This is a genomic window from Sporosalibacterium faouarense, assembly GCF_016765695.1.
Classification (GTDB): Bacteria; Bacillota; Clostridia; order Tissierellales; family VENL01; genus Sporosalibacterium; species Sporosalibacterium faouarense.
Genome location: NZ_JAETGO010000054.1, coordinates 1 through 14,722, shown reverse-complemented (window position 1 = coordinate 14,722; position 14,722 = coordinate 1). Strand labels below are relative to the sequence as shown.

Annotated in this window: 13 protein-coding genes; 3 read left to right on the top strand and 10 right to left on the bottom strand. The window is 30.0% G+C overall.

What is annotated here, in order from left to right; translation table 11 throughout:
- Positions 1-57 precede the first annotated feature (57 nt).
- From JMO20_RS10845 to JMO20_RS10825, 5 genes are all read right to left on the bottom strand, one after another.
- On the bottom strand, positions 58-3,369 hold the full coding sequence (locus JMO20_RS10845) for a UvrD-helicase domain-containing protein (RefSeq protein ID WP_202709689.1): 3,312 nt from the start codon (positions 3,367-3,369) through the stop codon (positions 58-60).
- 295 nt (positions 3,370-3,664) lie between these two features.
- Entirely contained in the window at positions 3,665-4,204 is a 540-nt protein-coding gene (locus tag JMO20_RS10840) for a GrpB family protein (protein WP_202709688.1), read from the bottom strand.
- A gap of 491 nt (positions 4,205-4,695) precedes the next feature.
- Entirely contained in the window at positions 4,696-4,917 is a 222-nt protein-coding gene (locus JMO20_RS10835) for a hypothetical protein (protein ID WP_202709687.1), read from the bottom strand.
- Positions 4,910-6,085 carry an ArsA family ATPase gene (locus JMO20_RS10830; protein WP_202709686.1) on the bottom strand — a complete coding sequence of 392 codons (1,176 nt, stop codon included), beginning with the start codon at positions 6,083-6,085 and terminating at the stop codon, positions 4,910-4,912. Before JMO20_RS10830 ends, JMO20_RS10835 begins: the two co-directional genes overlap by 8 nt.
- Before the next feature lie 84 nt (positions 6,086-6,169).
- Positions 6,170-6,679, bottom strand: a complete 510-nt coding sequence (locus JMO20_RS10825) for a MarR family winged helix-turn-helix transcriptional regulator (protein ID WP_243414717.1) — start codon at positions 6,677-6,679, stop codon at positions 6,170-6,172.
- 301 nt (positions 6,680-6,980) lie between these two features.
- On the opposite strand from JMO20_RS10825, the gene JMO20_RS10820 reads away from it, so the two are divergent.
- The gene (locus JMO20_RS10820) at positions 6,981-7,163 is read left to right on the top strand and encodes an aspartyl-phosphate phosphatase Spo0E family protein (RefSeq protein WP_202709685.1); all 183 of its coding nucleotides are present in this window, start codon (positions 6,981-6,983) and stop codon (positions 7,161-7,163) included.
- 446 nt (positions 7,164-7,609) lie between these two features.
- On the opposite strand, the gene JMO20_RS10815 is transcribed toward JMO20_RS10820, so the two are convergent.
- The 5 genes from JMO20_RS10815 to JMO20_RS10795 form a co-directional block, all read right to left on the bottom strand.
- On the bottom strand, positions 7,610-9,031 hold the full coding sequence (locus tag JMO20_RS10815; protein WP_202709684.1) for an MBOAT family O-acyltransferase: 1,422 nt from the start codon (positions 9,029-9,031) through the stop codon (positions 7,610-7,612).
- A 16-nt stretch (positions 9,032-9,047) separates the two neighbouring features.
- Positions 9,048-10,130 carry an SGNH/GDSL hydrolase family protein gene (locus JMO20_RS10810; protein ID WP_202709683.1) on the bottom strand — a complete coding sequence of 361 codons (1,083 nt, stop codon included), beginning with the start codon at positions 10,128-10,130 and terminating at the stop codon, positions 9,048-9,050.
- Positions 10,131-10,414: 284 nt separating this feature from the next.
- Positions 10,415-11,608: a YibE/F family protein gene (locus JMO20_RS10805; RefSeq protein ID WP_202709682.1), complete on the bottom strand. Its 1,194-nt coding sequence runs from the start codon at positions 11,606-11,608 to the stop codon at positions 10,415-10,417.
- A gap of 104 nt (positions 11,609-11,712) precedes the next feature.
- Positions 11,713-13,179: an alkaline phosphatase gene (locus tag JMO20_RS10800; RefSeq protein ID WP_202709681.1), complete on the bottom strand. Its 1,467-nt coding sequence runs from the start codon at positions 13,177-13,179 to the stop codon at positions 11,713-11,715.
- 175 nt (positions 13,180-13,354) lie between these two features.
- Positions 13,355-13,660, bottom strand: a complete 306-nt coding sequence (locus JMO20_RS10795) for a YerC/YecD family TrpR-related protein (RefSeq protein ID WP_202709680.1) — start codon at positions 13,658-13,660, stop codon at positions 13,355-13,357.
- 410 nt (positions 13,661-14,070) lie between these two features.
- Here JMO20_RS10795 and JMO20_RS10790 point away from each other — a divergent pair, with 410 nt between their 5' ends.
- Positions 14,071-14,325, top strand: coding sequence for a hypothetical protein (locus JMO20_RS10790; RefSeq protein WP_202709679.1), 255 nt, complete (start codon positions 14,071-14,073; stop codon positions 14,323-14,325).
- Between the two features lie 125 nt (positions 14,326-14,450).
- Positions 14,451-14,657 carry a hypothetical protein gene (locus tag JMO20_RS10785; RefSeq protein ID WP_202709678.1) on the top strand — a complete coding sequence of 69 codons (207 nt, stop codon included), beginning with the start codon at positions 14,451-14,453 and terminating at the stop codon, positions 14,655-14,657.
- The last annotated feature ends 65 nt before the right edge of the window (positions 14,658-14,722 follow it).

The following is a 14,722-nucleotide window of genomic DNA, read 5'->3' as shown; positions in this document are numbered from 1 at the left end:
TGAAGATAAGTCTTCCCTCCCACTTATAGAAGTGGGAGTCTTAAGAAAAAATCAGTTCTAAAGAATCTCAACAGGCGCAAAGGCCAGCATAAGCTTTTTAATACCTTGCTTTTCAAAGGCAACTGTTACTTCAGTTTTTTCACCCTGTCCTTTAACTTGAACTATTGTACCTTCTCCCCATACTTTATGTCTTATTTTCATACCTAGTTTAACTTCACCATTATTACTTGTACTCTTAGGCTTAGCTTTTTGCATGCTTTCAGCAGTGTATCCAGCAAAATATTTTTTCTGACTGAAAGTACTCTTTCCACTATTTGAAGTATTTTTTCTATTGTTTCTCTTATTAGTATTATCTCCTTCACCATTGTCTATTAACTCATTTGGTATTTCGTCTAAAAATCTAGAAGCTATATTATATTTTGTTTTACCATATAAAGTTCTTATGCTTGAGTGAGTCATAAAAAGTTTCTCTTCAGCTCTAGTTATACCCACATAGCAAAGTCTTCTCTCCTCTTCCAAGTCATTTTCACTGGTAAATGCTCGAGAAGAAGGGAATAGTCCATCTTCAAGTCCAGTTAAGAAAACAACTGGAAATTCAAGTCCCTTAGCACTATGTAGAGTCATAAGAGTTACAGAGTTTTCCATATTATCATCAGTTTTATCAATATCTGATAGTAATGATATATTGGCTAAGAACTCTTCCAAAGTTTTTATTTCACTATTCTTTTCAAAGTCTATGGCTACAGATACAAACTCGTTAATATTTTCTATTCTTGATTGAGCCTCTATAGTATCTTCTTGCTTTAATTGGTCTACATATCCTGTTGAACTTATTACATTCTCTATAAGCTCTTTAACCCCTATTAGCTCCTTCATAGCTATAAATTTTCCTATCATAGTAGCAAAGCTTTTCACCTTTGACATAGCTCTATGGGATAAGTCTGGTACGTCTTCAATATCTAAAATCACACTGTATATGCTTTCTCCCTTTTCAATACTATAATCCTCAATTTTCTCAACAGTTCTTTTTCCAATGCCTCTTTTGGGAACATTTATAATCCTCTTTAAGCTAACATCATCCACAGGGTTTTGAACCAATCTTAAGTAGCTTATGATATCCTTAACTTCCTTTCTATCATAGAACTTAAGTCCTCCTACTATCCTATAGGGAATATTGGATTTCATTAACGCTTCCTCTAATACACGGGACTGAGCATTTGTTCTATACAGCATTGCAAAGTCGGAGTATTCCTTTTCGTCTTCATTACATATCTGCCTTATATTTTTTACTATATAGCTAGCTTCATCATGTTCATTCATTGCCTCATAAATCTTAATTGAATTACCTTCATCTTTAGCAGTCCATAGTCTCTTACTTTTTCTTTCATTATTATTATCAATTACATGATTGGCTGCGTTTAGAATATTTTTAGTTGAACGATAGTTCTGCTCAAGCTTTATAACCTTTGTATTAGGAAAATCCTTTTCAAAATCCAGAATATTCCTTACATCTGCACCTCTCCATCCGTAGATTGAGTTATGAACCGCAATACCATTACAAATATAATGTCTGTGATGGGGAACAGAGATGTCATAAACATGACCATTATAATCTTCAAATGTTACTTCTGTTACTATATCCTCAATAATTTTATTGTCATTAATAATTGCTATACTCATGGAAGGTCTCAAATGAGATATAGGCATATAATAGAAACTCTTATCCTCAGTCAATCTTGCTTTTTTTACAACCTCTAGCTCATCATGCACCTGCAATAGTTTCTTTACATACTTATTAGCTTCGTCATAATCTACTCTTTCCGTTTCTACTCTCCATGTGTTTCTTTTGCCATCCCTCACTGGATATCCTGAATTTACAACTTTATTTTTTAGTTCATCTCCCGAGGTATTCAAGGATATTCTATGACTATTCCATCCTGATTCTTTTCCTGTTGGTCTTCCATTAAAAAAGTTTATATTAGCAATTCTTCTAATAGAGTCACCTCGAATTACAGCATTAGGTATATGGTGAGGATATTCTTCAAAAAGCATTAAATCCCTCATCAACTCAATTGCGGATTCCTCTGTATTTATTTCATCAAATATTTTATCTATATACTTCTGGGATAGCGTGAGACTTCTTCCTTTATCATGGAATACCGTTGTAGGAATTCCATATTTAAAAGAGAATAGTTGTTCATAATAGGTTGCTTCACTTTTATCTGTGCAAACCTTTAATATCCACATTTTATCTCCATGCTCTTGGTTTAACCTTACATGCAATCCATTAATTATTTCATCTTTTCTACTTCTTACCCCTTGAGTCTGCCCTATTCTATATCCAAAATCCTTTTTATACATTAAATAAACATAGTGGACATTAGGTTGGGGATTCAGCTTACCAAAAACTATATGGTTTGGAGTTGCTTTTACTTCCCTGCCAGTTTTTGTCTTAACCCTTATAACTGGACCCTTATACTCTTTCTTTATTTTTTTATTTATATATCCAGTCATAGTTTTTCCGTGACCTGAACCACATATGACTTGATTTTCTTCTTTTAGATCACTAATAGCTACATCCCCTTGAGGAGTTAGAACTTTCATATCTTCAAGTACACATTGGTCATCATCGCCAACCACACATATATTCATATGTTTCTTTGATAGAAGTCTTACTAATTCATATTGAGCTTTGTTAGTATCTTGATACTCATCTACAAGAACATACTGGAATTTTTTCTGATAGAATTCTAACACTTGAGGATATTCTTGAAATAGCTTTACTGTTTTATTTATTAAATCATCAAAGTCTAGAGCATTATTGCTCTTTAGTTTTTTCTGATAAAGTTCGTATATTTCTCCTCTTTGTCTCTCTCTAAAGTCATTATAGTTTGCATTTATGTACTCATCTGGTTCTATAAGCTTATCCTTTTGACCACTCACAAAATATATCATTGCATTTGGATCATAAAGCTTTTCATTTAAATTAAGCTCTTTTATACAGCTTTTCATTACAGTTTTTTGGTCTGTGGTATCGAATATAACGAAGTTAGAATTATATCCAAGCTTATCAATATCCCTTCTTAATATTCGAACACACATGGAGTGAAATGTTCCTACCCACATTCTATCTACTCTATTTTCAATTAATCTATCTATTCTCTCCTTCATTTCTTTAGCAGCTTTATTAGTGAAGGTTATAGCAAGTATACTTTGAGGTAATACTCCACATTCTTCAATTAAGTATGCTATTCTGTGGGTCAACACTCTTGTTTTACCACTACCTGCCCCTGCTAAGACAAGTAAAGGACCATCTACTGTCTGTACGGCTTCACTTTGTTTATCATTAAGGCCTTTTAAAAAATCCATTATCCTTTGCTCCTCTCTATTGGTGGTTCTTTTTTATCATATCCCTATTATATATCAAACTCTTGTTCTATTGAAGGTCTATTATAGGATTAAATATTGTTAATTCTTAGAGGTTTACTTTTATATTCTAACCTTAATAACATAAAAACAGAACCCTAACTTGCTGATTATCTATCAGTGTAGTATAAGGTTCTATTCTAATATGTAACTTATATGCTAAAATCAATTTTTGAATCTATATATTCTATTTTAGATATTCATTAAAGAATTAAAACTAATTCAATTCTCATTAAGATTAACTATCATATTTATCCTCTTTCCAAACTTTAGCTTTCTTATCTATCTCTTTAATAAATTTACTCTTACCCTCTATATATCCGTCTATATCATAAGTATGTTCTTGAGCTAGTTTTTCTTTTAACTCAGAGTATTGTTTTGCTTTATCAGGATGACTAATTAAGTAATCTTTAAAATTTATATGTCTTTCTATTTCTTCATTACCAACTTCATATATATGAACATGATGGGTTCTGTTGTTACCACCCTTCATAAAAAATCTTCTTCCTTTAATTCCGTATTCACCCTTTGGGACATACCCTAATTCCTTCATCTGTAAATCATATTTGTCTACTTCTTTAATATCTTCTACTATAATCAATATGTCTATAACAGGCTTAGCCTTAATCCCTGGTATAGCAGTACTGCCTATATGGTGACTTTCATTTATTATATACCCCATTATTTCATTTATCTTCTTTGATTCCTCATTATATATCTTCTTCCAATCTGAGCTATAATTAACTACTTCTATCTTCCTTTCATTACCTTCACCCATTTATATCCCTCCCTTAATTCCTACTTATTATAATATATATTCATACCCGATACATAAAAGTGGCTTAAGTGCATCGTCTTATTCAAATATATATCTTAATTATAGCATTTAATTTTTTTGATTTTCGAAATTTTACTTCTAGCTTTTGATTTCTTAATTAATATTTTATTCACTTTGTCTTATGCTATTATATTCATCCTTATACTTCATTAATTTTTATCAACAAATTGACATCTTAAAGTATTGAAATACCAACATTATCCATGTATTTACTTAAATTCCTAACAATAATTTTACAATTTTCCCTTGAAATATTTGGTATATTCGATTATCATTATGCATAGAATCTTTTTGTATAGGCATATACCAAACTTATTGTTATATAGCATATTTTGTTTTTACAATAAGTAATCTATAGCTTCGCTGGCTATACTTTTATGCAATAAAAAAAGTAGCAGATCTGCTACTTTTTTTTATTACATAGCTACCCATTAATTAATTTCTATATTTGTAATTCCGCCGTCTTTTTTATCACTCTTAGACTTAATATCTTTTCCTCTAAAATAACCTTCCGTTGCTTCGTTTACAGTATTTACAAAATCATCATATATTTTTGTTACTGGAGTTTTAGATATAGTTGTTATTTCATTTAGAACTTTATCTACAGCCTTCAATTTCATAATCATTAAGTTTTTTATTATATTCTTATTCATCTTTATCACTCCCGAAACGTATCTTCAATCTATCTTCTTCAAATTTAGCACCTTTAATGGATAAGTTTATCAGTATACGAGGAAGAGTTATATTTCTTTTAATATTACCTGCTCTAATAATCACTTCATCACCTTTTTGATTTAGAGATAAATCTTCTTTCTTTAAGAAAGGTGTATATATTGAGTAAATATACTCTTCTCCTTGTTTCTCAATTTTTTGTACTCTATCATTATATTTGATACTTGTCGGATTTTCTGATTTAAAAATAGTATCTCCCATTTTTGACAGCATTTTTAGACCTACAACCTCTTTATCAAATAAAGGTGCTTTATATATGGGTATGGGAGAGAAGCTTTCTTCGATAGTTTTTAAATATTTTTTATGAATAGTCTTCCACGTATCTAAATACCCATCATTAATATCATCAGATATTACCCTATTAACCATAACAGCATCAACGTTGAAATCATACATATTTAGGTAAGTGAAACTTCGTTGTGCTTCCTTAATTACCATCTTTTCGGGATTAACTACAATTCTTATACTTGTTACTTCTTTGTCAGTGAATATATTTCTCATTTCATCTAAATTTCTATATAAGTTTTCAACCTCTCCCATGACAGAATCATTTGGAATAGGTATTCCTAATAAAGGTTGTGCTACAGGCTTAATAATTTTAACAGCTTTACGTTTAATTGGGAATAGCTTCTCCATCCACCATCTAAGCATTTCTGGGAAACTCAAAAGCTTTAATGTTTCCCCCGTAGGTGCACAGTCTACTATAACTACATCATATGTTTTGCTTTTATAATAATCTAAAATTCTCAACAAGCTCAATAAATCTTCCATACCTGGGAAAATAGTTAACTCTTCTGTAGTTATATCCTTCACTGTTTTAGAAGTGAATAATGCTGTTAAATAATCTTGAACCTTTTTCCATCCCTTCTCCATCTCATATAATGAACTTATTTCTTGAGCCCACATATTATCCATAATTTCTATCGGCTCTGATTTCAACTGTATATCTAAGGCATCTCCTAAACTATGGGCTGGGTCAGCACTAATGACCAGTGTTTTTTTACCACTCTTTGCACTTTTAATTGCTGTAGCTGCTGCAACACTTGTCTTACCTACTCCACCTTTTCCAGTATATAATATTATTCTCATAAAACACCCTCCTTTTATTTCTTGTGGTGAATATTACGTATGACGAAGTATCCCCTTCTTATAAAGCCCATTTATCTATGGGCTTTATTCTATCTCTATTTTCTCAACTTTTGATTTCTCTTTATTCTGTGTATTTTTCTCTTCATTACTTTTGCTAAGTGCATCCATAACCTTTATGAGAACATTGGTTAAAACCTTAATCTCTTCATCAGTTAATGATTCATATATGATATTCAAATATTTATTAATACTTTTTTTAAGAGTTTCAATTGTATTTTGTCCTTTTTTTGTTAATTTTATTAGAACAATTCTTCTGTCTAAATCGCTTCTTTCTCTCTTTAAATATTTTTTCTTAACTAATCTATCTACTATACCTGATGCTGTACTCATTGAAATATTTATTTCATTAGATATCTTACTCATGATAACTTCACCATATCTGTCGACAATCAGCATGGCAAATAGTTCAGATTTTGATAGCTTTATATCAATTTCAAGCCATTCTTCCGGATAGAAAAGCTTTTTCATATTATCAAGTATAATTTTAATTACTTTATCTTGTTCCATGTTTAATTCATCCTTTGAATATTTCATTTTACGTAATATTTGTTTTAAGTATATTATATGTTCTTTTATATGTCAATCATATAATTTCATTCTTTAATTACTTTTTTTTACATTTATTTCAAAACACTCTTTTTTCGACATTCATTTTATAAGATTTCACTTGTGTTCAGGATATTATTTACAATTTTGACAATAAACGCGACATATCAGTAAAAAATTTGAACGATTTTCCCTCAATCGAGGTTTTTTTTAATACAATTTTATATTAGAGGGAAAAGAAGGAGAAAAATTGTCTATATGTGTAGAAAAACAAAATGGGGGGTATACGATGAATGATTTAGTGAAAACGATAGAGTTGATCGAAAAACTAAGAAAAGATCTATACAAAATTCTAGAAGAAAACAATGGTGATTTAACAAACAAGCGCGTTATTAAGGAAAGTCAAAAGCTAGACAATGCACTAGCCCAATACAACAAAATATTACAAGATAAAAAACTACTAGTTAAATAGACATATAGACTAACTCTTCTTCTCTTCCCTCTTTTATATTAGTTGTAACCCTAGTAAGCCTTAATGCATTTAACTATTAATTACTTCATTTATGAAAAAGATTTTAGAATTAACAATTACACATTAAGTCTCGTGGGGAGTTTCAGTAGTGAATATTTAATTTTATAATATATTTTTTAAAGAGTGGTTGATTTTTTTATGTTTAATTACTTCTTATATAATATAAGGAGATTTCAACAGTCAAAATAATCCCATATCATAGTTTATTATAACTACTCAATGGGATATTTAAAATTTAGTCATTATTATGTTGTAGATTCAAATGTTGCTGAAATTAAATATTTACAAATTAACCATAATCTTGATTTGCACTCAAATATATATCCTCTATGCTTGAATTAATTCTCAGAATGCATTTGATAAAGATAAATTCTTATAGATTATTATCAAAATTGGAAATATATAAAACTACTTTGCTGAGTTTTGGTAAATAAGACTAGTATGAATAGGATTGCTATATATGCCCCTGCCCTTATAAAGGCAGGCACTCTAGCTTCCCAAATTTGTCCAATTTTAACTCCATTTTCACGAACATAGTATTCTATAACATGTATTAAATATAATCCTGCTATAAAAGCAAAATAAAAAATATAAACTGGACTGTAATGAATATATGACGGATTTAACATTCTTTTAATTAGTTCAATAGCATTGGTAAAGCTATCCGCCCTAAAGAATACCCATCCTATTGTAGTTAGTTGAAAATAAACGAAAATTGTAATTAACTTATATATAATATTGTTCTTTAAGTTAATGTTTTTCTTTCTAAGAAATCTTACATAGACTTTATGTCCTGCTGCGAGTAACCCATGATATGCTCCCCATATAATGAAAGTCCAAGCTGCTCCGTGCCATAGCCCTGAAATCATCATAGCTAACGTTAAAAATAATAATTGAGGTATAAATCCTTTCCTTGATCCTCCCAGTGGAATATAAATATAATCTTTTATCCATGAGGATAGGGTTATATGCCACCTTCTCCAAAATTCAGTAGAACTTCCACTTATATATGGAGATTTAAAATTCAACCTAAGTTTAAATCCGAATAAATATCCAATTCCTAATGCAATCTCGCTATAAGCTGAAAAATCAAAATATATCTGAAAAGCGAATAAGTAGGCTGCAAACCATCCATCTAGAAATGTAAGATTATTGATTTGACCAAAGTAATAGTCTGCTTTCTCTGCTAAGAAATCGGCAAATATAATTTTCTTTGCTAATCCCATTAGTATATAAGTTATTCCATACTTAAAGTTTTGAAGTCTCAGTTTACTAGATCCTACATTAGTTATTTGAGGTAAAAATTCTTTTCCTCTCATAATGGGACCAGCTATAAGCTGTCCAAAGAAACCTATAAATACCCAAAATTTAATGAAATTATCACAGGGTTCAATTTCTTTTCTCTTAACATCAACTATATAAGCTATTAACTGAAAGGTATAAAAGGAAATTCCCACTGGCAATATTAGCTTAGCCATTAATTCATTTTCCCATGGAAAGCTTATTGCGAAAAAACGACTCATATTTTTAAGAATAAAGCCTGTATATTTAAAGAACACTAGATTTGTTACATTTATAATAATTGCAATATAAAAATATATATTCCCATATCTTTTATCAATTCTTTTAGCGGCATAGTATGAAATGAAGGCAACTATTAGAAATAATATTAAGTAATTAAAGCCTGAGGCAGCGTAAAATAGTATATTAGCTATTGCTAAAATATACTTTCTCTTGCTTTTAAAGGAATAAAATAATATTACTGTTATAATCAAAAGTGTAAAAAATTCAATTGAGTGAAATAACATTTAAAAACCTCCAATATCAATCTAAATTCCAATTAGATATTCTTTTCCAAAGTGAATCAGCAAGATGCTTATATCCATTGGGGGTTAGATGTACATGATCTGAGAACCATGTTGTGTCAATCTTACCGTTATAATCTATATAGTTTACTTCTTTCTTTTCAAAGTATCTATTAACTCTTTTTAGATTTTCCTGAAAGTCTTGGCTTTCTACATTGTTTTTTAATAGCTCTTCATTGATCCCAGCCATAAATATCAACGTATCTTTTCCTTTCTGCTTTTCAATAATCTTATCTAGAAAGTATATATTAGGATTACTATCATCCATTACAAAGGGCTTGTCCGAAAATTGCTTTTGATACATTGGCTCCTGAAGTAAGTCCACTAAAAAAGATTTTTCAGTCCATGGTTGGACTGTTGTCACAACATCTTTTGAGCGAAGCTTAGCATAAATATTCTTTAAATATAGCTGAACATAATCTTTATATTTAAAAATAGAAATATTTTCATATCCAAACTCAACCACTTCATTTTTTAGATTTTTAAAATCTATGTCATACCACTTTTTATCATAATTATAGTACGGTCTAGCTACCATAAAAGCTTCTTTATCAAGCTCTTTTAATTGATCTTGTAACCAATATACAATTGGAGGTGTAGGATCTCTTTCAACAAAGCCTGAGTATATAAGATTTATAATGACATGATCTGTAGATATTTCATATTCTTTCAACTTTAGTAGTACAGTATATATGTCCCCTGTCTGCATAGCTGGCATGGAAAGATTAAAAGTTCTAAATTTTTTATCTTCCTCTACAGCTCTTTTATCAAAATAATATGCAAGAGAAGCATCACTAGGGCCAGGATTGCTATATCCTACAGAGTCTCCTAGTATAATAACATAATTATCTAGCTTCTCTCTTTTTATAGTATCCTTTATATTTTCTAGCACAGCTTCTATATTAGTAGGTCTATCTTTAACTAAATCATACTTTAATCTATATGAATAAATAATATCTCCTGGTATTAGATATTTTAAACCAAATTGTAGTAAAACAGCATAAATAAAAAAATAAATAAGAACCTTTTTTGTCGATTTCATTTCTATCACCTACATTATAAAATAATATTTACCATTGCAATTGAAGAAAAATAAATTTATAAGTCTCAGCTTATTCTACAAAGATATTTCTAATTGACAAATATATGATTCCTCAATTTATGTGATTCTCCTGTTATTTTATCACATTTTGAAACTTGTCTACAATATTAAAATTCATGTTATGAAAACTAAATAAAAGCTGAGATTTTTCCCAGCTTTTATTCCATAATAAATACCATAATTAATTTTCAATAATCTATTAGATACATATCCTTAAATCAAAGTTACTCCTTACTTGCTGCTGTTTCTGATATTTCTTCTGATTTGTTATATGTTTTAACTGTTTTTCTAAATCTTTTAAAATCAAAGGTTAATATCCAACCTCCAAATACTGCTGTTAAAGGAGCCACTAATACTAATCCGATACTACCAACAACTGTTCTCATTATTTCAGTAGAGACTATTTTTAAATTTACTATTCTAATAAAACTTGAATCTTTAGTCATAAAAAGCATTAATAGAGTCAAATATCCTCCTGAGTAGGCTAGTAATAAAGTAGTTGTCATAGTACCTATTACAGACCTTCCAACATTAAAACCTGATTGAATTAATTCCTTTGTAGAAATCTCAGGCTTCTTGCTCTTTATCTCTTCCATAGATGCAGTAATATCCATTGCTATATCCATTGCAGCACCAGAAGCACCAATAATAATGGCTGCATATAGGATATGTTTCATATTTAAATTCAGATGTCCACTAAATAATAATGACTCTGCAAAGGGTTGAGTCATTCCTCTAAGCCCTAGTTTCTCTCCAAAGAATATTGTTATAGCTATTGTTATTATTAATCCCATCATTGTACCTACAAAAGCAGATACACCCTTTCTAGTAAAGCCAGCAACAGAAAAGATAATTATGGCTGATAATAGCATAAGTACTAATGTAGCTAGGACTAAAGGATTTTTCCCATTTAAGAGTCCAGGAATTAAAAATCCCCAAATAACATATAAGCTAGCTATAAATGAAAACAAAGCTTTAATTCCGATAATTCTAGCATATAAAATCAAACAAATAACAAAAACTCCAAACATTATTAGTAGCCAATTATGTCTATAGTGCTCTAATACTATAGCGTCTTTTATTAAATTATCCTTCTCCCTCAATCCTAAAACTATTGTGTCACCTTCTTCTACAAAAGTATCCATATCTAGCTTTCCAATTAAATTACTTTTAGCATCTACATTATATCCTTTATATTTACCTTCCTTTACCTCTGCTTTGAGATTTTGATGTCCAATACTAGATATTCCCGATCTAACCACGTCACTATTATCTACAGATAAGACCTTTGCCTTTACTTCTGTAATATTATTATCCTTCTTTTCTGTATTATTCGGCGTCCCATCATATATAAATAAACCAACAATAGAAATTATTAATACTAAAATAATAAATAGAGGCATTGTTTTCTTTTTCATTCTTTGCACCTTCCTAATTACATTTAGATTATGGTATTAAGTAAATTACAAACAGCCGGGATACTATCCCGGCTATCTATTAATATTCTTTTCTAATCAATAATTTATTTAGTTAATTCGAATCCTAGTAAATCAGCCATAGTTATAGCTATTTCAGTATTGTCTTTAAATCCACCAAAATTTTCTGACCCAACTCCTAATGCTGACATTGGTATTTGTGTTCCAGAGTGGGCAAAAGTAGTCCATTGTAGATTTGCTCTCTCTGATACTATATGAGTAGTAGCTATTCCTACCAATCCATAATAGTCTGGCCCATATATACTACCATCATAATCCTCATCATTATCAACTATATCCATAGCTTTTACAATTTCAGCTCTTTCTTCTGCTGTTAGATCGTTTAAACCAAGATTCTTAGATATATATTCAAAATATGCTTCTCTATCGCCATCATAAATATAATTTAAAACATCTTCAACTGAAACTTTTGCTTTTTCAATGGGCTCAATATTTAACCAATAATTCTGAGAAAATCCAAGACCCATTCCTCCAGTTTCATGATCTCCTACAACTACTATTAAAGTTTCTTCTGGATGATTCATATAGAAATCATAAGCTTCTTCAACTGCTTTGTCGAATGCCAGTGTATCATGAATTGATCCTTGAGGATCATTAGCATGACAGGCATGGTCAATTCTTCCACCTTCAACCATCATAAAGAATCCATCATCATATTGAGACAATAAATCTATACCTTTTTTAGTTAGTTCCGCTATGCTTGGTGTAGCATTGTTCTTAACTCTATCTATTTCATATGGTAAATGACTACTAGTAAATAAACCTACCATCTTGTCATTTCTAGAAGGTTCATAGTTTCTAAACATTTCTGTTTGATCTTCTGTTAAAAAGTATTCATATCCTTGTGCTTCGAACTCAGATATTAAATTTCTATCATCTGTTCTTTTTGAGCTACCCCATTCCCAATCTTGTGGTACAAAGTTTCTATATCCACCACCTGCAAAGTACTCTACTCCACTATCAACAAAATCAGCAGCTATTTCATTTTCATTATTTCTATTTTCATTATGGGATGCAAATACTGCTGGAGTTGCATGAGTTATTCTTGTAGTGGACACAATACCTGTTGCCATTCCTTTTTCCTCTGCAGCTTCAATTAATGTCTTTACGTTTTCTCCATCAGGAGTTTGAGATATCATGCCATTATTTGTTTTGAATCCTGTGGCAAGAGCTGTACCTGCTGCTGCAGAATCAGTTACAAGTGTATCAGCCGAATATGTAGTGTTAATTCCTGCAATTGGTAAGCTGTTAATTCTTAACTTAGCTGATTGATCTCCCGTTGTTTCTTGCAAATAAATTTCTGCTAATTGTCTTTGAGCTGAACCTAAACCATCTCCTATAAAATAGAATACGTATTTAGGTGCATTTGTTTCAGAAGCTTGTACCTTTAGATCTTGTCCTTGGTTTTGGATACCTGTAAACATTCCACCAATAACTAAAGCCACAAACAATACTGCTACTGTTACTTTGGTAAGTAAATTTTTACTTAACATTTAATAACCCCCTTATAGTAATATTGTTAATATTTGTATGTCCACTTAATAATGTATTACATATTTGTTATAAGGTTTTTAAGGACAGGTTATTAGTTTGTTAATTCCTTTCTTCACACTTTAATCTCACAAAAATATAAAAAAATAACCAGAGTAACTTGACCCTAGTTATACCTTACTTATCTTTAATATGTCCTAACCTTTTTAAGGCTATACTATATCCATCTGCACCATAGCTCAGTGATCTATTTATTCTACTTATAGTTGCTGTACTAGCTCCTGTTTTTTCTTCAATTTCACTATAGGTTCTATTATCACTTAATAGCTTAGCTACCTGTAGCCTTTGAGAAATAGATTTTAATTCTTTGATAGTACAAATATCTTCAAAAAATCTATAGCATTCTTCCATATTCTCTAGCTCTAAAATTGCTTTGAATAATTCATCTATGTATTCATCCCTAATCCTTGATTCATATTTCATGAAATTCCCCTCCCTTATTCTTCTATAAACAACTATTCACTTGATTGTACTTCTATTTTCTCTCATCTTTAAAGAATTAATCTTCTATAAATATATTCTAAATATTGGTTTTCTTCATCTGTCGTATCTTATTTAAATATACTTCTGTAGACTCACACTATTTTCTCATTGATAAAATACTTCTTTTATAAAAGCAATTTCCAATAAACTTTAAAAGTGCAAAGTTCTAAATTTGTATAAATAATTGAGGAAATTGCATATTAAATCTTCAAATTTTTAAGTTTCAATTTCCTTTCCATTTATTATTTTATAATATTTCAATGAAAATGTACAAATAATATGATTAATATAATAAATTAAAATTTATTATATTAGATTACCCATAAAAATATTATAAGGGTGTGAATATTATGGATGAAAAAACAGGAGTAAAAAAACGTAAAAGCGGGCTAGACATGATTTTTGAAACTTATAACTCTCACAAATATCCAGTTATCAACAATCAAATTAACGCTTTTGTATTCCCATGGAATATGCAAAGAGACGTTGATGCTATTGACTCAATGAGATTTTATACAGAAACTACAGAAAATACTGTAGAAAGGGGAATAAATGGTATTCCTCAAACTCTTGAGTCTACAGGTAGAACTGGTCAACTAGAGTAAAAAACAAGGGCAGATTTCATGCTGCCCTTATCTTAAAACAAGCTTAATCTGTAATCATTTTTTTATAACTGCATAATATATAATAGGTAATTGTTTGTAAAAATTGCATCAGAGGAGGGAATTTCATGGTATCTGGAAAAGTTAGAAGTATGGATCCCTATAGTGGTGTTGTAGAGATGGAGATTTATAATATTAATAACTTAGACTCAAAACAAAACAACTATTTTCAAGCTATAAATCCAGATATTTCTGTGAATCAAAATACCGAACATTTTCAAATTAGATTTGGAGGAGAAAATAAGAAAACTAGGATTCTAATGACTAACAATTAATTCTCAAATCGAGTAGGAGGTAGATAATTATTTTATCTACCGACCTCTCACACCACCGTACGTAC

What these genes read in the sequence shown, in the direction of transcription:
- JMO20_RS10845 (WP_202709689.1), bottom strand. Translation starts at nt 3,369, where the DNA reads ATGGATTTTTTAAAAGGCCTTAATGATAAACAAAGTGAAGCCGTACAG.
- JMO20_RS10840 (WP_202709688.1), bottom strand. Translation starts at nt 4,204, where the DNA reads ATGGGTGAAGGTAATGAAAGGAAGATAGAAGTAGTTAATTATAGCTCA.
- JMO20_RS10835 (WP_202709687.1), bottom strand. Translation starts at nt 4,917, where the DNA reads ATGAATAAGAATATAATAAAAAACTTAATGATTATGAAATTGAAGGCT.
- JMO20_RS10830 (WP_202709686.1), bottom strand. Translation starts at nt 6,085, where the DNA reads ATGAGAATAATATTATATACTGGAAAAGGTGGAGTAGGTAAGACAAGT.
- JMO20_RS10825 (WP_243414717.1), bottom strand. Translation starts at nt 6,679, where the DNA reads ATGAAATATTCAAAGGATGAATTAAACATGGAACAAGATAAAGTAATT.
- JMO20_RS10820 (WP_202709685.1), top strand. Translation starts at nt 6,981, where the DNA reads ATGAATGATTTAGTGAAAACGATAGAGTTGATCGAAAAACTAAGAAAA.
- JMO20_RS10815 (WP_202709684.1), bottom strand. Translation starts at nt 9,031, where the DNA reads ATGTTATTTCACTCAATTGAATTTTTTACACTTTTGATTATAACAGTA.
- JMO20_RS10810 (WP_202709683.1), bottom strand. Translation starts at nt 10,130, where the DNA reads ATGAAATCGACAAAAAAGGTTCTTATTTATTTTTTTATTTATGCTGTT.
- JMO20_RS10805 (WP_202709682.1), bottom strand. Translation starts at nt 11,608, where the DNA reads ATGAAAAAGAAAACAATGCCTCTATTTATTATTTTAGTATTAATAATT.
- JMO20_RS10800 (WP_202709681.1), bottom strand. Translation starts at nt 13,179, where the DNA reads ATGTTAAGTAAAAATTTACTTACCAAAGTAACAGTAGCAGTATTGTTT.
- JMO20_RS10795 (WP_202709680.1), bottom strand. Translation starts at nt 13,660, where the DNA reads ATGAAATATGAATCAAGGATTAGGGATGAATACATAGATGAATTATTC.
- JMO20_RS10790 (WP_202709679.1), top strand. Translation starts at nt 14,071, where the DNA reads ATGGATGAAAAAACAGGAGTAAAAAAACGTAAAAGCGGGCTAGACATG.
- JMO20_RS10785 (WP_202709678.1), top strand. Translation starts at nt 14,451, where the DNA reads ATGGTATCTGGAAAAGTTAGAAGTATGGATCCCTATAGTGGTGTTGTA.